16 protein-coding genes are annotated in these 15,531 nt (G+C 67.2%); 6 read left to right on the top strand and 10 right to left on the bottom strand.

Annotated features, from left to right (window positions below):
• Positions 1-86: 86 nt before the first annotated feature.
• On the bottom strand, positions 87-590 hold the full coding sequence (locus BMZ17_RS15005; protein WP_254775361.1) for a DUF3224 domain-containing protein: 504 nt from the start codon (positions 588-590) through the stop codon (positions 87-89).
• Positions 591-750: 160 nt separating this feature from the next.
• On the opposite strand from BMZ17_RS15005, the gene BMZ17_RS15010 reads away from it, so the two are divergent.
• Together BMZ17_RS15010 and msrB are read left to right on the top strand one after the other, a co-directional pair.
• Complete coding sequence (locus BMZ17_RS15010) at positions 751-1,314, top strand: DUF3016 domain-containing protein (RefSeq protein ID WP_093140014.1); 564 nt, start codon at positions 751-753, stop codon at positions 1,312-1,314.
• Between the two features lie 102 nt (positions 1,315-1,416).
• Positions 1,417-1,890, top strand: coding sequence for a peptide-methionine (R)-S-oxide reductase MsrB (gene msrB, locus BMZ17_RS15015; protein WP_093140017.1), 474 nt, complete (start codon positions 1,417-1,419; stop codon positions 1,888-1,890).
• Positions 1,891-1,909: 19 nt separating this feature from the next.
• Here msrB and BMZ17_RS15020 read toward each other — a convergent pair whose 3' ends face one another.
• Together BMZ17_RS15020 and BMZ17_RS15025 are read right to left on the bottom strand one after the other, a co-directional pair.
• The gene (locus BMZ17_RS15020; protein ID WP_093140020.1) at positions 1,910-2,314 is read right to left on the bottom strand and encodes an EF-hand domain-containing protein; all 405 of its coding nucleotides are present in this window, start codon (positions 2,312-2,314) and stop codon (positions 1,910-1,912) included.
• A gap of 140 nt (positions 2,315-2,454) precedes the next feature.
• On the bottom strand, positions 2,455-2,871 hold the full coding sequence (locus tag BMZ17_RS15025; RefSeq protein WP_093140023.1) for an EF-hand domain-containing protein: 417 nt from the start codon (positions 2,869-2,871) through the stop codon (positions 2,455-2,457).
• Between the two features lie 204 nt (positions 2,872-3,075).
• Between BMZ17_RS15025 and BMZ17_RS15030 the strand changes: the two genes are divergently transcribed.
• Positions 3,076-3,360: a DUF4031 domain-containing protein gene (locus BMZ17_RS15030; protein WP_093140027.1), complete on the top strand. Its 285-nt coding sequence runs from the start codon at positions 3,076-3,078 to the stop codon at positions 3,358-3,360.
• A 19-nt stretch (positions 3,361-3,379) separates the two neighbouring features.
• Here the strand turns inward: BMZ17_RS15030 and BMZ17_RS15035 are convergent, their stop codons facing one another.
• A complete protein-coding gene (locus BMZ17_RS15035; RefSeq protein WP_093142154.1) occupies positions 3,380-3,910 on the bottom strand; it encodes a DUF6630 family protein in 531 nt (176 codons plus the stop codon).
• A gap of 300 nt (positions 3,911-4,210) precedes the next feature.
• Here BMZ17_RS15035 and BMZ17_RS15040 point away from each other — a divergent pair, with 300 nt between their 5' ends.
• Both BMZ17_RS15040 and BMZ17_RS15045 read left to right on the top strand, forming a co-directional pair.
• Positions 4,211-4,717 carry a fasciclin domain-containing protein gene (locus BMZ17_RS15040; protein WP_254775432.1) on the top strand — a complete coding sequence of 169 codons (507 nt, stop codon included), beginning with the start codon at positions 4,211-4,213 and terminating at the stop codon, positions 4,715-4,717.
• A 163-nt stretch (positions 4,718-4,880) separates the two neighbouring features.
• Entirely contained in the window at positions 4,881-5,126 is a 246-nt protein-coding gene (locus BMZ17_RS15045; RefSeq protein ID WP_093140033.1) for a DUF3297 family protein, read from the top strand.
• A 39-nt stretch (positions 5,127-5,165) separates the two neighbouring features.
• Here BMZ17_RS15045 and BMZ17_RS15050 read toward each other — a convergent pair whose 3' ends face one another.
• From BMZ17_RS15050 to BMZ17_RS15070, 5 genes are all read right to left on the bottom strand, one after another.
• Entirely contained in the window at positions 5,166-7,112 is a 1,947-nt protein-coding gene (locus tag BMZ17_RS15050; protein WP_093140036.1) for an alpha/beta hydrolase family protein, read from the bottom strand.
• 104 nt (positions 7,113-7,216) lie between these two features.
• Complete coding sequence (locus BMZ17_RS15055) at positions 7,217-8,860, bottom strand: Na+/H+ antiporter (protein ID WP_093140039.1); 1,644 nt, start codon at positions 8,858-8,860, stop codon at positions 7,217-7,219.
• Positions 8,861-8,929: 69 nt separating this feature from the next.
• A complete protein-coding gene (locus BMZ17_RS15060; protein WP_093142157.1) occupies positions 8,930-9,691 on the bottom strand; it encodes an ABC transporter permease in 762 nt (253 codons plus the stop codon).
• Positions 9,692-9,699: 8 nt separating this feature from the next.
• On the bottom strand, positions 9,700-10,629 hold the full coding sequence (locus BMZ17_RS15065) for an ABC transporter ATP-binding protein (protein WP_093140042.1): 930 nt from the start codon (positions 10,627-10,629) through the stop codon (positions 9,700-9,702).
• 85 nt (positions 10,630-10,714) lie between these two features.
• Positions 10,715-11,692, bottom strand: a complete 978-nt coding sequence (locus BMZ17_RS15070; RefSeq protein WP_175485626.1) for a nucleoside hydrolase — start codon at positions 11,690-11,692, stop codon at positions 10,715-10,717.
• 175 nt (positions 11,693-11,867) lie between these two features.
• Here BMZ17_RS15070 and BMZ17_RS15075 point away from each other — a divergent pair, with 175 nt between their 5' ends.
• Complete coding sequence (locus tag BMZ17_RS15075) at positions 11,868-14,963, top strand: PAS domain-containing protein (RefSeq protein ID WP_254775362.1); 3,096 nt, start codon at positions 11,868-11,870, stop codon at positions 14,961-14,963.
• A 188-nt stretch (positions 14,964-15,151) separates the two neighbouring features.
• Here the strand turns inward: BMZ17_RS15075 and BMZ17_RS15080 are convergent, their stop codons facing one another.
• The gene (locus tag BMZ17_RS15080) at positions 15,152-15,520 is read right to left on the bottom strand and encodes a winged helix-turn-helix transcriptional regulator (RefSeq protein WP_254775363.1); all 369 of its coding nucleotides are present in this window, start codon (positions 15,518-15,520) and stop codon (positions 15,152-15,154) included.
• Positions 15,521-15,531: the final 11 nt, after the last annotated feature.

The raw sequence follows: 15,531 nt of genomic DNA on the forward strand, positions 1-15,531 counted from the left end.
TCCGCACGTGCCGCGCGGGATGCGCCGCTGGGCCTGCGAGTGTGCGAAGCGACCGCGTTGAGGCGCCGTGACGGGCGCCGGCGCGTTTACGGCGCTGCGGGCAGCGTGTAATCCAGGTCGTAGTAGTGCTTGCCGCCTTCGATGCGGATGCCGAGCTTGCCGGCAATGCCGGCCAGGGCGCCGGTGCCCGATTCTGGCGAAATAGTCACTTCCAGCTGCTGGGTCTCGCCGCGCATCACGCCGCGGTGGACCAGGACGAAGGTCCCGGCCTTGCCGTCGAGGGTGCCGGTCACCCGTTCGATCGCCACGTACGACGCCGAGGTGGGCACGGAGGAACGCGCGGCCAGCATCTCGCCACTGCCGGTGCCGACCAGGTCGCCGCTGAAGGTCTTGTCCAGCGACATCCGGCCAAGACTGTTGCCGTCGCTGCCGGCCTGGCCGACCTCGCCCTGGGGCTGCATCTTCACTTCGAACGTGCCGGTGGCGTGGTGCATGACGGGTTCCTTGGGGGCGGCATGGGCCTGCATGGCCGGGCCCACACAGGCCGTCAGCATCAGGGCGAAAGCGGCACGCTGGACGAAAAGACGCATCGTGACGCTCGATGGGAAATGGTGCCCGCATCGTAGCGCACCGACACCGCGTGTCACGCCTGCCCCAACCGCGCCGAAACGCCGCCAACGCGCGCAGTGCGCATTCACCGGGGCGGGCGTAGCATCGACGCCATCACTCCTCACAGACGGGGAAACCGCCATGCAACGCACCCATCTCGCTCTCATCGCCGTGCTCGCGCTGGCCAGCGCGCCGGCCCTGGCCGCGGTCCGCAACGTCACCGATCCCAACCTGCCGCGGGCGTTGCCCAGCGACGGCCCGGTGTCGGTCTCGTGGACCGATCCGGCCCAGTTCAGCGACATCCGCAACAGCACCAACCGCTGGGAGGCCCAGCGCGGCAACTGGGTCTACGACCTGGCCGCCTACATGCGCAAGGAAGCCACCAAGGACCTGCAGCCCGGCCAGACCCTGGACGTGCGCTTCACCGACATGGACCGCGCTGGCGAGTACGAGCCCTGGCATGGCCCGTCGGCCGACCATATCCGGATCATGAAAGACATCTATCCGCCGCGGATGACCTTCGACTACACCCTGCGCGATGCCGATGGCCGCGTGGTCGACGAAGGCCAGCGCAAGCTCACCGACATGAGCTACCTGATGGGCGCGCGCCCGATGGACAGCGACCCGCTGCGTTTCGAGAAGCGGATGATCGACGACTGGACCCACCGCGAGCTCAACAAGCGCGCACTCAGCAGCAATCCGTAACGCCTGCCCAGGCGCTGCATGACCGGGGCGCGCCCGGCCGTTGAACCCGGCCCGGCGCGCCCCGATCTTTTTCGCATCCCCTTCCTTGCCCAGGACGACGCCATGAGCCAGTTCGACCTCTCCCCGCCCGACACCGCCCAGCGCGCCGCGCTCATCGCCGGCCTCAGCGACGAAGAACGCCACGTGCTGCTGCAGCACGGGACCGAGGCGCCGTTCTGCGGGGCGTTCCTGGACAACAAGCTGGAGGGCGTCTACACCTGCCGTCTGTGCGGGCTGCCGCTGTTCGCTTCGAGTGCCAAGTTCGAATCCGGCACCGGCTGGCCGAGCTTCTTCAAGCCGGTCGATGCCGCGCACGTGCGCACCATCCGCGATACCAGCTACGGCATGATCCGCACCGAGATCACCTGCGCCCGCTGCGACAGCCATCTGGGCCACGTGTTCCCCGACGGCCCGCCGCCGACCTACGAACGCCATTGCCTCAATTCGGTCTCGTTGTCCTTCACCGAAGCGGGCAAGGCCCTGCCGGATCCACTGCATCGCGGCGGCGCCGAAGCGCAGCTTGCCCAGGCCGCCTAAACGCGCGTGGGGGCCGCGCTCAGCGCGGCCCAAAGTCGTCGCTGGTGAGGCGACCGTCGCCGTTCTTGTCGTAGCTGGATTTGGACTGGTTGGCGAAGGCGACGAACTCGTCTTCGCTGATCAGGTTGTCGTAGTTGAGGTCCATCGTGGCCAGCTGCTTGCGCGCCAGGCCATCGGCGCCGATCCCGCCCGCGTTGGGGTCCTGCGCGGCGCGCAGTTCGTCCAGCGTCACCCAGCCATCGTGATTGGTGTCCAACAGCGCGAAGGATGCCCGTGCGCCGGCATCGTATTCGTCGTCATCCACCAGCCCATCGTTGTTGGTGTCGAGCTTGCGGAACCTGTCCTGCGAACTCTGCGCCCACGCCGCGCCTGCGACCAGCGTCAGGACAAGTGCAGAGAGAACGACACGGCAGGCTTGGGGCATGAGGCGAAGACCAGTCGAAGGGCGCATTCGATCCGATACGCCAGTACCCCATCATCGCTCAGAACGCCGCGAGCCTGACAGTCGCCGGGTTACGGTCGTTGCGCGCGAGCCTCCACGAACGCCGCGCATGGCATGTCTCTCTAGTTCGCCGCCGGGCCTGCCGCCTGCTGCAGCTCATCCTCGGTCACGAAGCCATCGGCGTTGGCGTCGGCGCGCTTGAACAGCGCGTCGGCCGCGGCCAGGTGTTCTTCAGCATCCACCTTGCCGTCGCCGTTGCGATCCATCGCCGCGATCGCCTGGCGCGCTTCTTCTTCGCTGGCCGGTTCCTCCATGGCCTTGCGGGTCAGGCGCATCTCTTCGACGGTGACGCGGCCATCCAGGTCGACATCGAGCTGCTTGAACATCTTCTGCGCCGCAGCAGTGTGTTCCTCGGCGCTGACGCGTCCGTCGTGGTTGGAATCCATGCTGCGGAAACGGTCCTGGATCGATTCGGCGGCGAACGCGCCGAGCGGCGCGGCCAGGGCCAGGGTGGCGGCCAGCAGGCGTAGCTGAAGCATGGAGTCCTCCCGCGGCAGGATGCCGCTGCAATCACGCACCGTGGCGACTGCGCGGTTAGCCACACGTCAATGATTCGCGCAGCGCGCGTAAAGCTGCAGGTTCGGTCACAGCCAAGACCGGAAGGTCGCGCGCAGGCCCTTGCATTGGCCGGCGCCTTACGCGCTGCGCGATACTCGCGCTTCTGGTTCAACCGGCGAGCTGCGATGGCGGTGTATGTGGACGATGCGGTGATCGCCTGGCGCGGGCAGCGCTGGGCGCACCTGATGGCCGATACGCTGGACGAACTGCACGCGTTCGCCGCGCGCCTGGGCCTGCCGCGCCGCGCCTTCCAGGACAAGACCAGCGGTGCGCACTACGACGTCACGACCGACATGCGCCTGCAGGCGCTGGCATTGGGCGCAGTCGGCATTTCGCGGCATCGCGACCGCGCCCAGGTGCGCGCGGTGATCGCGGTGGCCAAGGCGCAGGGTCGCGGCCTGGCGCCTTGAGCGGCGCGCGCCGTTGCGCTCAGCTGGCTTCGTTGCCCGGACGCAGCTCGAAGCCCAGGACCTGCGACAGCGCGCGCATGCCGTCATCGTCGCGGCGCAGCGCCATCCAGCCGCCGTAGCCGTCCGAATCGGCGTTCCAGCACCACAGCGTGTAGCCGTGCGGACGCAGGCTGTCGTAAGCGATGGACAGCACCGAAGGCACATCCAGCGCGCCCATGAAATCATCGTCGTCGCGGTCGCCGCCCCACTCGACCTGCAGGCCGAAGCGCGCAGCCAGTTCGTCCATCGCCTCCAGTGCGCCGTCGACATCGTCAGGCATGACGAAGAACCCCGAGGTCCAGTCCACGATGTCGCGCAGCATCCACGGCAGCGGCTCGTCGGTACCGGCCGCCAGGCGCTCGCGCAGCAAGTCGAACTGGCGCAGCGCGGTTTCCTCGTCGCCGGGATTGATCATCACCAGCAGGTTCCAGGCCAGCGCCTCCGGCGCGTCGGTCTCGTCCGGGTCGAACGGATCGAAGTCGTCTTCGTAATCGGCAGTGTTGTCAGGCAGGGACATGACGGGGACACAGGCGCAGCAGAAAGAGGCGCAAAGCATGGCGTGCGATCACGCGGTTTGAAAGCGCCGCGCGCAAATCGTGAAAACCACGTGATGCATCTGCGCCCGCGCTTCGGGCGTAAGAGGGTCGATGGCGCAGCAGATGCGGTGCCGGAAGGCTTCCCCCGCACTCAACGCAACACCCTGAAGGAGTTCCACATGAAGATCACCAAGCTCGCCCTGTCCCTTTTGCTGGGCCTGTCGGCTGCCGCCGGCACCCAGGCCGCGATGGCCCAGGTCACGCAGAAAGCCCCCATGACCGACCACGGCATGGCCCAGCATGAGAACCCGATGGTCGGCGGCGCGCCCATGTACGCCAGCAAGGACATCATCGACAACGCGATGCAGTCCAAGGACCACACCACCCTGGTTGCGGCCGTCAAAGCCGCTGGACTGGTCGAAACCCTGAAAGGGCCCGGCCCGTTCACGGTCTTTGCACCCACCAATGCCGCGTTCGACAAGCTCCCCGCCGGGACGGTGGACAAGCTGCTGCAGCCCTCGATGAAAGCCGACCTGACCAAGGTGCTGACCTATCACGTGGTGGCGGGCAAGGTGGATTCCATGGCGCTGGCGGCCAAGATCAAGGCCGGTGGCGGCAAGGCCATGCTCAAGACCGTGCAGGGCGAGAACCTGACGGCGAGCATGCAAGGCCAGTCCATCGTATTGACCGACGCCAAGGGCGGCATGGCCAAGGTCACCACGGCCGATGTGATGCAGTCCAACGGTGTGATCCACGTGGTCGATACGGTCCTGATGCCGTAAGCGTGGGCTTGGCCGGCTGACGGCCCGCCCTGGCAACCCCGACAGGCAGCCGATGTGGCTGCCTGTTTTCGTTGGCCGGCACGGGCCAGGACGCGAGGCAGATGCATCCCGGCGATGCGGCCTTTATCCTGTGCGCCCTCGTATTTCCAGCAGATCCGCCACGATGAGCGATACCCCTCCCGACCGCCTGTCCGTCGATCCCGGCAACCGCTTCCACGACCAGGCCGCCCTGGATCGCGGCGTGGGCGTGCGTTTCAACGGCACCGAGCGCGACAACGTCGAGGAATACAGCGTCTCCGAAGGCTGGATCCGCGTGCAGGTGGGCAAGTCGCTGGACCGTCGCGGCCAGCCGATGACGATGAAGATCAAGGGCAACGTCGAGCCGTACTTCAAGACGCCGGCCGCCTGATCCCGGCCGGAGGCGGCGCGCAAGCCGCCGCCGCACTGATTATTTCGCGGTCTGGCCGCCCAGATGCGTGGCCAGGAACGCAAGCAAGCGGCGGTCATACTCGCGCCGGTGCGCATCGGCGAAGTAGCCATGGCCTTCGTCGGCGTAGTACAGGGTTTCGACCGGCACGCCGGCGCGCTTCAACGCTTTTTCCATCCGCTCGGTGTGTACCGGCGGTGCGCGCGTGTCCTTGCCGCCCGAGGCCAGGAACACCGGCACCTTGATGCGGTCGGCCAGGTTCACGGGTGAGACCTCCGCCAGCGCGTCCTTGTCGCCGACCCATTCGTGGAGCCAGGTCTTGATGGACGCGCCATCGCTGTTGCCGTCGCTGACCATGCGCGGCAGGTCGTAGACGCCGACATAGCCGACCGCGCAGCGATACAGCGCCGGTTCGCGCGCCACGCCCATCAGTGCGGCATAGCCGCCGTAGCTGGCGCCGTAGATGCAGATCCTGGCGGGATCGGCGATGCCCTGCGCGATCGCCCACTGGGTCGCGTCGGTGAGGTCGTCCTGCATCGCCCTGCCCCACTGCCGCGCGCCCGCCTGCTGGAACGCGCGGCCGTACTGGCCGGAGCCGCGATAGTTGACGCGCAGCACCGCGTAGCCCGCCGCGGCCAGCAGCTGGGTGTCGTCGTCGAAGTCCCAGGTGTCGGAGATCCCGAACGGCCCGCCATGCGGATTGATCACCAGCGGCAGGCCCTTGCCGCTGCTGCCGGCCGGCACGGTGAGATAGCCATGCAGTTCCAGCCCGTCGCGCGCCTTGAAGCTGATCTCGCGCATCGGCGGCACCTTGGCCGGGTCGAACCAGGTGCGCAGGCTGTAGATGCCGTCGGCCGCCTTGGTCTTGGTGTTGTAGAGGTAGAAGTCGCCGTTGTTGGTGTCGCTCCACGCCTGCACCACGGCCAGGCTGCCATCGCGCGTGGCCGAGGTGACCGCGATCGCCTCGTTGGGGAACGCCTTTTCCAGCGAGCGCTGGAACACCGCCGCCGGCTCGGCCGGCGTGAAGTAGCGGCTGACCGTGCGCGCCTGGGTGAAGCGCGCGCCGATCGGCCGGCGCACATCGGCCGTCCAGATCACGCCCGAGGGATCGACCACCGCATCACGCAAAAATTCGGTGCGCACGCCGGTATCGGCGTTCCAGGACACGATGCTGTCCGGACCCTCTGTGTGTTCACTGCGCAGGTAAGCGGTGCGACCGTCCTCGGCGAAGCCCAACGCGCTGACGACGACGTGGCTCTGCGCTTCGTCGTTGATCAGGCGCCAGTCCTGGCCGCGGCCTTCGCGGTAATAGAGCTTGCTCACGTTGTCGCGGCCGCTGCCCTGGGCAAAGCGCACCTGGCCCTGCACGTCGGTGGTGAAGCTGGCATTGCGCACCGGCGCGGTGGCGATCGTGGCGCGGCGCCGGTTGTAGACGTCCAGGCGTTCGACGCGGGTGATCGGGTCGCTCTGGTCGACCGGCGAGGTCGACACCAGCACGTTGCGATCATCGCCCGGAATGGTGTCAAACATATACACCGCGCTCTCGTACTGCAGGCGGATATGCCCGGCGCCGCTGGTGTCGTCGTTGATGCCGTACGGGCTGGACAGCAGGATGCCGCCGCTGCCGTCGGCATTGACCGCGTGCAGTTCGCCCGTGGCGTAGGGCTGGGCGCGGCTGCCCATTTGTTGATCCATCGCCACCACCACACGGGTGTCGTTGACCCACCAGAAGCCGCCGACGCGCGAGTTCTCCCCGCCCACGACCTTGGCGGTCGGCTGCTGGTCGCTGCGCCGGATGATCACCAGCACGGTGCGGTCTTCCAGCGGCATGGTCACCGCGTAGAACTCGCCGCTGAGCGAAATCTTGATCTGCTCATAGCGGTCGCGCTTGAGGAACGCGTCCACATCCACCTGTGCCAGCGCCGGCCACATCGCCAGCCACGCCAACAGCCCGGCCGCCAGCCGCATCCCTGTGTGCTTCATCCGTGGTCCCCCGTGCCCGTTGCGGGCGCGGCGAAACTAGCAGGGGCGCGCGGCGACTCGCAACGTGCGCTGCAACACGGCCGCAGCGCCTAGCGCTGGCGGGTTTCCAGCAGGTCCAGGTTGCGCACCAGCTTGCGCGAGACCTCATCGGAGATCTTGCGCTCGCGGGCCAGGCGGAACAGTTCGGCGCGTTCGGCGCGCAGGCCGGCCAGGCGCATCTGGCGTTCGACCTGTTCGATCCGGCGCGCCTGCTCCGGCGCGATATCGGCCTCACCGCCAAGGCGGTCCACATGGCGCTGGTAGAGCTGGCTGACGCGCTCGGCGCAGGCGGTGAACAGCTCACCGTCCTCGACCAGGTCGGAGGTGGCGGCCAGCTTCTGGCGCTCGCCTTCCACGGCTACCAGCGCAGCGCGCGCGGCGGATTTGCGGGCCAGGTCTTCCTCGTGCTGCTCGTCCGATTCCTCGGGCACGTGCAGGCCCTTGAGCAGGAACGGCAGGCCGATCGCCGCCACCAGCAACGACACCATGATCACCGCCGCGGCCAGGAAGATCGCCAGATCGCGCGCCGGGAACGGCGTGCCGTCGCTCAGCGCCAGCGGCAACGTCAGCACGCCGGCCAGGGTGATCGCGCCGCGCACGCCGGCCAGCGAGGTGGCCACGATGATCCGCCAGTTGGGGCTGGCCCGGGTCTCGCCGCGCGCGCGCGCCTTGAGGATGCTGAAACGCAGCGACACCCATACCCACAAAAAGCGCAGCAGCATCAGGCCCAGGCTGATCGCGCCGACGTAGATCGCCAGCCACCACGGGTCCAGGTGGCCCGACTCGTCCACGCTGCGCATCGCGTTGCGCAGGATGCCCGGCAGCTGCTCGCCCAGCAGGGTGAAGACGATGCCGTTGAGGGTGAACTGGACCATGTCCCACACCGCCGTGCGCTGGATGCGCACGCTGGCCGCGGCGCGGCCGGACAGCTCCACGTAGCTCATGGTGATGCCGGCGGCGACGGCGGCCAGGATGCCCGAGGCGTGCACCACTTCGGCCAGCACGTAGGCGGCGAACGGGATCAACAGGCTCACCAGGATCGACGAACCGCCCTCCTCACCGAAATGACGGGCGATCCAGCGCTGCAGGATATTGACCGCATAGGTCACGCCCACGCCGCAGGCCGCGCCGGCCAGCGCCACCCACAAGAAAGTCACCGACGCGTTGGCCAGCGAGAACGCGCCGGTCATCGCCGCGGCCACGGCGAACTGGAAGCAGACCAGGCCGGACGCGTCGTTGAGCAACGACTCGCCTTCCAGGATGTGCAGCAGGCGTTTGGGAATCGGCGCGCGCGCGGCGATCGAGGACACCGCCACCGGATCGGTCGGCGAGATAATCGCCGCCAGCGCGAAGGCCACCGCCAGCGGCATCGCCGGGATCATCCAGTGGATCAGGAAGCCGGCGCCGACCACGGTGAACACCACCAAGCCCAGCGCCAGTTCCAGGATCACGCCCTTGTCGCGGAACAGCCCCTGCTTGGGAATCCGCCAGCCATCGAGGAACAGCAGCGGCGGCAGGAACAGGAGGAAAAACAGCTCCGGGTCCAGGTCCACGCCGCGGTTGAAGATGGAGATCACCGCGCCCAGGCCGATCTGGACCAGCGGCAACGGCAGGGTGATGGGCAGGACGCGGACCAGGAAGCCGCTGGCGGCCACCGCCAGCAGCATGGCCAGGACGATTTCGATCGAATGCATACCGGGGAACTTACCAGACCGACATGGACCCCACGCTGATCGGACGGCCGCCTGGCCGATGCGATCGCGTCAGGTCTTGATCTTCCAGCCGGTGCGGAACATCGCCCAGATCACCACCAGGCACAGCAGCAGGAACCCAAGGATCGCCGCCAGGCTCACGCCCACGTCCACGTCGGCCAGCCCGAAGAAGCTCCAGCGGAAGCCGCTGATCAGGTACACCACCGGGTTGAACAGGGTGATCTTCTGCCACACCGGCGGCAGCATCGACACCGAGTAGAACGCGCCGCCCAGGAAGGTCAGCGGGGTGACCACCATCAGTGGGATCACCTGCAGTTTCTGGAAGTCGTCGGCCCACAGCCCGATGATGAAACCGAACAGCGAGAAGGTCAGCGCGGTCAGCAGCAGGAAGGCCACCATCCACACCGGATGCTGGATCTCGTACGGCACGAAGATCCGCGCCGTGACCAGGATCAACAGGCCGAGCATCAGCGACTTGCTCGCCGCCGCGCCCACGTAGCCCAGCACCACCTCCACGAACGACACCGGCGCCGACAGCAGTTCATAGATCGTGCCCGACCACTTGGGCATGTAGATGCCGAAGGACGCATTGGAAATGCTCTCGTTGAGCAACGACAGCATGATCAGGCCCGGGATGATGAAGGCGCCGTAGGACACGCCTTCCACATCGCCCATGCGCGAGCCGATGGCCGCGCCGAACACCACGAAATACAGCGAGGTCGACAACACCGGCGAGGCGATCGACTGGGTGATGGTGCGGAAGGTGCGCGCCATTTCGAAGCGGTAGATCGCGGCCACCGCATGCCAGTTCAGGCCGAGGTTCATGCGCGCGCCTCCCGCACCAGGTTGACGAAGATGTCTTCCAGCGAAGACTGCGAGGAATGCAGGTCCTTGAAGTCGATGCCCAGCTCGCCAAGGCGCTTGAGCAGCGCGGCGATGCCGGTTTCCTCGGCCTGCACGTCGAAGGTGTAGACCAGCTGGGTGCCGCCGGCCTGCAGCTCCAGGCTGAGGTCGGACAGTTCGGCCGGAATCGCCTGCAGCGGCTGTTGCAGCGTGAGCGCCAGCTGCTTCTTGCCCAGCTTGGTCATCAGCGTGGTCTTGTCCTCGACCAGCACCAGCTTGCCACCGGTGATCACGCCGATGCGGTCGGCCATTTCCTCGGCCTCCTCGATGTAGTGCGTGGTCAGCACGACGGTGGTGCCGCGGTCGCGCAGCGCGCGCACCAGGTTCCACATGTCATGGCGCAGTTCCACGTCGACGCCTGCGGTGGGTTCGTCCAGGAACAGCACCTTGGGTTCGTGCGCCAGCGCCTTGGCAATCAGCACGCGCCGCTTCATGCCACCGGACAGCGCCATGATCTTGCTGTCGCGCTTGTCCCACAGCGACAGGTCGCGCAGCACGCGCTCCAGCAGCGCCGGATCGGCCGGCTTGCCGAACAACCCGCGCGAAAAACGCACCGCGGCCCACACGGTCTCGAACGCTTCGGTCGCCAGCTCCTGCGGCACCAGCCCGACCTGGCTGCGCGCGGCGCGATAGTCGCGCACCACATCGCAACCTTCGATGGTCACCGTGCCCTCGCCCGGCCGCACGATGCCGCACAGGATGCTGATCAGCGTGGTCTTGCCCGCGCCGTTGGGCCCGAGCAGCGCGAAGATCTCGCCGCGCTGGATCTCCAGGTCTACGCCCTTGAGCGCTTGGAAACCTGAGTCGTAGGTCTTGGTGAGGCCTTTGACGGAAATGGCCGGGGTCATGCGAATTCCTCTGGACAACATGAAGTCGGGCGCGCCGCGCACGGCAGCGACGCACACAGGGTGACGCAGCGGCCGTAGGCGGGCGTCACGGCGCCGGCGCCAAGCGGCGGGCCATCAGGTCGAGCACGCGGGCGCGATCCACGTCCAGGCACACGCCAGCGTTGGGCTTGCCGGCCACTGGCCGGGTCATGCCGTCCTCGTCCACCGCCACGTGCAGCGGCTTGGGCGTGCACACGGCCGGGTCCAGCAGGCGCGCGACCGGCACCACGTCGAACAGCGTCGGCACCGTGCCCCACATGCTGCGCGGCGCCCATTCCCCGTACAGCTCACGCAGCGGCGTGGCATAGACGGTCCTGGCCGCGAACAGGCGTGCCTGCAACTCCGCCGGCAGCGCGACCTCGGTGGCATCCAGCGGCAGCAGGTCCACCGGCACGCCCGAAGCCAACAACGCACGCAGCGCGGCCGGATCACCGGCGGCATTGGTTTCCTTGCTGGGCGTGTCCTTGGTGGTGCCGGCGGTCGGGCCGTAGCCCTTGTAGATCGAGCCGGACATCAGCACCACGCGCTTGAGCCGCTTGAAGGCCTTGGGATCACGCTGGATCGCCGCACCGATGGTAGTCAGCGGGCCCAATGCGATCAGGGTGACCGTGCCTTCCGGCGCGGCCCTGAGCGCGGCGATGATCGCCGGCGCGGCATCGGGCAAAGGCGCTTCCGGCGCGGCGGACGGCGCCAGCCAGTCGGCCTGCGACATGCCGCTCCTGTCCGGCGTGGACGGGCCGACCACCAGCGGGATGCCGGCGTGACCGGTGCGCGCCAGGAACTGCTTCAACAGCTTGCCGCGCAGCACCGCATCGCCGGAGCTGGCGCTGATCAGCAGCGGCTTGAACTGCGGCGAGGCCAGCAACAGCGACATCGCGAAGGCATCATCGATATCCCCGCCGAAATCGCTGTCCACGATCACCGGGATCGGCGCCGAGGGCGCTTCCGCACGCGCATGGGATGACAGCGCAGCGCAGGACGCGACCAGCAGCAACAGCACAACGACGGGGCGGAACGGAATCACGGTGGCTCCTTCAAGGCGATACCTGCCGCGGCCCAGCCAGACAGGACGGCATAGCCTGAAGGACCCGGCAGCGCCCGGCAACGTCCCGGATGCGACGCTGCGTCCGCCTCGGTGTGAGCCCGCCGCGCAGGTGGAAGGAAGCGACCGAGCCACGGACTTCATCCCGACGGGTGCGTTGAACAGCGGCAGCCAGGCGGCCTCCGCGGTGTTGGAAGCGGCCGGCCATCCATCGACGCTGATCCGAGTGTGTGGCTGCGCCATGCCAGGGCGTATGGCCGTGCGCTTCCACCCTCCAGCAGACGATTTCAAGCGCCTTTCCGGGGCTGGCTCCCGCTGCGGGGGCGCGCCAAACTATGCCCGGATCGCCTGGGCTGAGATGGCCGGGATCGACCTGGATCCCCTCGATCCATCCGCCTGTATCGCGCGCTGTCCTGGCCAATCGAGCAACCACCCGATGAACGCTCCTCCCCTTTCGCTTTCTGAAGCCGGACAGGACGCCGATCGCGTCAGGCTTGCGCTTGCGGCCGGCGCGATCGTCGGAACGTGGATCTGGGACGTGGCCCGGGACAGCCTGACCATCGACCATGCGCTTGCCAAGGCTTTCGGGATCGATCCTGCGATCGCCAAGGGCGAGATGCGTGTCGAGCAGATCATGGCGGTCGTCCACCCAGACGACCGCCCCGGCCTGTCCCAGGCGATTGAAGCGGCGCTCGCGCGTGGTGGCCGCTACGCCCACGAGTACCGGGTGCGCGGCGCCGGTGGGACGTACCGCTGGTTTGAAGCGGTCGGCCGGGTCGACCTGGATCCGAGCGGTCGCGCGGTGGCGTTTCCTGGCGTCGTCATCGATATCGACGATCGTCGGCGTACCGAAGCAGAGCGCGACCAGGCGCAGGCGCTGCTGCGCTCCTTCATCGACGCGGCACCGGGCGTGGTCTACGCCAAGGACCGACAGGGGCGCCTGCTGATCGGGAACCGCGGCACCAGTGAGCTCATTGGCCTGCCACCAGAGGACTACGTCGGCCGCACCGATGCCGAACTGCTGGCCGATCCGGAGCAGGCTGCGGCGGTGATGGCGACCGACGAGCGCATCATGCGCAGCGGCCGGGCCGAGCAGCTTGAAGAGGAAGTCAGTTTCCCGGATGGACGGCATGCCTACTGGCTGTCCACCAAGGCCCCGCTGCGTGACGCCGAAGGTCAGGTCGTCGGCCTGATCGGGACCTCGCTGGATGTCACCGAGCGTCGGTTGGCCGAAGCCCGCCACCACGAGATCGAAGAGCGCTATCGACTCGCGGCCCATGCCACCAACGACGCCATCTGGGACTGGCGCATGGACGATGGCCATGTGATCTGGAACGAGGCACTGACCACCCTGTTCGGGCATGCCTTCACCAGCAGCACCGCGCAATGGTGGCTTGACCACATCCATCCCGATGATCGCGCACGTATCGAGACCGACATCCACGGCGTGATCGATGGCGCCGGCTCGGCCTGGCAAGGCGAGTATCGGTTCCGCCGCGAGGATGGCAGCTTCGCCACGGTGCTGGACCGCGGCACGGTGCTGCGCGACGGCAGCGGCGCGCCAGTGCGCATGATCGGCGCGATGCAGGATCTTTCCGCGCGCAAGGCGGCGGAAGCGGCACTTGCCGATCGGGAAGAGCGACTCCGCCTGGCCACCGACGCCGGCGACATGGGCTTCTGGGATGTCGACATGATCCAGGATGTCCTGATCTGGCCAGCCAGGACCAAGGCGATGTTCGGGATATCGCCGCACGTCGACGTGTCGATGCGCGATTTCTACAACGGCCTGCATCCCGACGACCGGGCGCACACCAGCGCCGCCTTCGCCGCGGCCGCAGATCCGGATCGACGCGCGCTCTACGACGTGGAGTATCGGACCGTCGGCAAGGAAGATGGCATCGTGCGCTGGGTTGCCGCCAAGGGCCGCGGCCTGTTCGAAGCCGGCGTGTGCACGCGGGTGCTCGGTGTTGCCGTGGATGTCACGACGCGGAAGGCGGACGAGGCGCGCCTGCGCGAACTGAACGAGCGCCTGGAAACCCGGGTGCGTGCCGAAGTCGCCGAACGCATCCGCATCGAGGAAGCGCTCCGGCAGAGCCAGAAGATGGAGGCCGTCGGCCAGCTCACCGGCGGCATCGCGCATGACTTCAACAACATGCTGACCACGATCATCGGCCCGCTGGACATGCTCGACATCAGCATCGGCGACAGCGATCCGCGCGCAAGGCGCTTCATCAACATGGCGCTGGAGGGCGCACGTCGCGCGGCGCAGCTGACGCAGCGCTTGCTGGCGTTTTCAAGGCAGCAGCCGCTCCAGCCCGCGCCGGTCGATGTGAACAGGCTGCTCGGCGACATGTCCGACCTTCTTACCCATTCGCTTGGGAAATCCGTCAGCCTGGAGATCATCCAGGCGCCCCACGCGTGGTGGGTGCATACCGATGCGAACCAGCTGGAAAATGCGGTGCTGAACTTGGCGGTCAATGCACGTGACGCCATGGAACATGGCGGGACGCTCACGATCCGGATCGCCAATGCCGATCTCCGCGGGGATGCGCACGTGGCGTCCTCGGAACTGCCCGCCGGGCAGTACGTCACGATCGAAGTGTCCGATACCGGCGCCGGCATGACGCCGGAGGTGATGGCCAAGGCCTTCGATCCGTTCTTCACGACCAAGAAGGTCGGCCAAGGCACGGGGCTTGGGCTGTCCCAGGTGTACGGGTTTGTCAGCCAGTGCGCGGGACACGTGCGCATCGCGTCCGAGCCCGGGCGCGGCACCACCGTCACGATCCACCTGCCGCGCCTGGCCCTGACGGTGGACCAGGTCGATCAACCCACGCTCCAAGCCGTTCACGCCAAGTCGACCCAGCAGGCCCTGATCCTGGTCGTGGATGACGAGCCTGTCGTCAGGGAATTCTCCTGCGAGGCGTTGCTCGCCCTCGGCTACCAGGTGATCGCCTGCGACGGTGCGGCATCGGCGCTGGAAACGCTGGACCAGCATCCGGACGTGGCGCTTCTGTTTACCGACGTGGTGATGCCCGACGTCAATGGACCGCAGCTCGCCGCAGAAGCCCGAAAGCGATACCCAGACCTCAAGGTGCTGTTCACCAGCGGCCATACACGCGACGACGTCCTGCTCAGCGGCGTGCTCCGGGATGACGTGCACCTGCTCGGCAAGCCCTTCACCTTCGAGCAATTGTCGAGGAAGATCCACGCACTTCTGGACACCGCCGATGTCCCACAGCAGAAGCGGTTGTAAAGCGGGCGAGCGATCTATCGAACTGCGCGGAAACGAGCTCAACCACACCGCGACTACGTCATGGCTTTTGACGGCTAGCGGCCAGGAACTGCCATGTCCAAGGTCTTCCGCACCGCGAACAGCGCCTACTCCTGATGCAGCTATAGACCCATTGAAGGCGCGTTGGCGATTGCTCGCTTGAAGGCCCACTATCCAGGTGCCGACATTTTTTCAGCCTGCAAGCGCTTCGCCGCGAGCACCTCTTCTCGATGCGCCTCTGCCCAGCCCATCAGGGCGCGCAAGTGCGGCTCAAGCGAACGGCCAAGTGGCGAGATTTCGTAGACCACAGCCACTGGCGAGGTGCTGACCACCGTCCGCAAGATGAAGCCACTTCCCTCCAACCTACGCAGGCACTGGGTCAGTGCTTTCTGCGTGGCACTTCCATTGGCGCGTCGCAATGCATTGAATCGCATCGGTCCGCTGCACAAGCAAGCCAATACGGGTAGCGACCACTTGGTCGTGATCTCTTCAAGCACCATCCTGTTGACTTCAAATGCCTGCTCATCGGGGTTGGACACGGAAGGGATAC

Source organism: Pseudoxanthomonas sp. GM95 (assembly GCF_900109775.1).
Taxonomy (GTDB): Bacteria; Pseudomonadota; Gammaproteobacteria; order Xanthomonadales; family Xanthomonadaceae; genus Pseudoxanthomonas_A.

Excerpts from the sequence above, each read along its gene's own strand:
- BMZ17_RS15005 (WP_254775361.1), bottom strand. The coding sequence starts at position 590 with ATGCGTCTTTTCGTCCAGCGTGCCGCTTTCGCCCTGATGCTGACGGCC.
- BMZ17_RS15010 (WP_093140014.1), top strand. The coding sequence starts at position 751 with ATGCAACGCACCCATCTCGCTCTCATCGCCGTGCTCGCGCTGGCCAGC.
- msrB (WP_093140017.1), top strand. The coding sequence starts at position 1,417 with ATGAGCCAGTTCGACCTCTCCCCGCCCGACACCGCCCAGCGCGCCGCG.
- BMZ17_RS15020 (WP_093140020.1), bottom strand. The coding sequence starts at position 2,314 with ATGCCCCAAGCCTGCCGTGTCGTTCTCTCTGCACTTGTCCTGACGCTG.
- BMZ17_RS15025 (WP_093140023.1), bottom strand. The coding sequence starts at position 2,871 with ATGCTTCAGCTACGCCTGCTGGCCGCCACCCTGGCCCTGGCCGCGCCG.
- BMZ17_RS15030 (WP_093140027.1), top strand. The coding sequence starts at position 3,076 with ATGGCGGTGTATGTGGACGATGCGGTGATCGCCTGGCGCGGGCAGCGC.
- BMZ17_RS15040 (WP_254775432.1), top strand. The coding sequence starts at position 4,211 with ATGACCGACCACGGCATGGCCCAGCATGAGAACCCGATGGTCGGCGGC.
- BMZ17_RS15045 (WP_093140033.1), top strand. The coding sequence starts at position 4,881 with ATGAGCGATACCCCTCCCGACCGCCTGTCCGTCGATCCCGGCAACCGC.
- BMZ17_RS15050 (WP_093140036.1), bottom strand. The coding sequence starts at position 7,112 with ATGCGGCTGGCGGCCGGGCTGTTGGCGTGGCTGGCGATGTGGCCGGCG.
- BMZ17_RS15055 (WP_093140039.1), bottom strand. The coding sequence starts at position 8,860 with ATGCATTCGATCGAAATCGTCCTGGCCATGCTGCTGGCGGTGGCCGCC.
- BMZ17_RS15065 (WP_093140042.1), bottom strand. The coding sequence starts at position 10,629 with ATGACCCCGGCCATTTCCGTCAAAGGCCTCACCAAGACCTACGACTCA.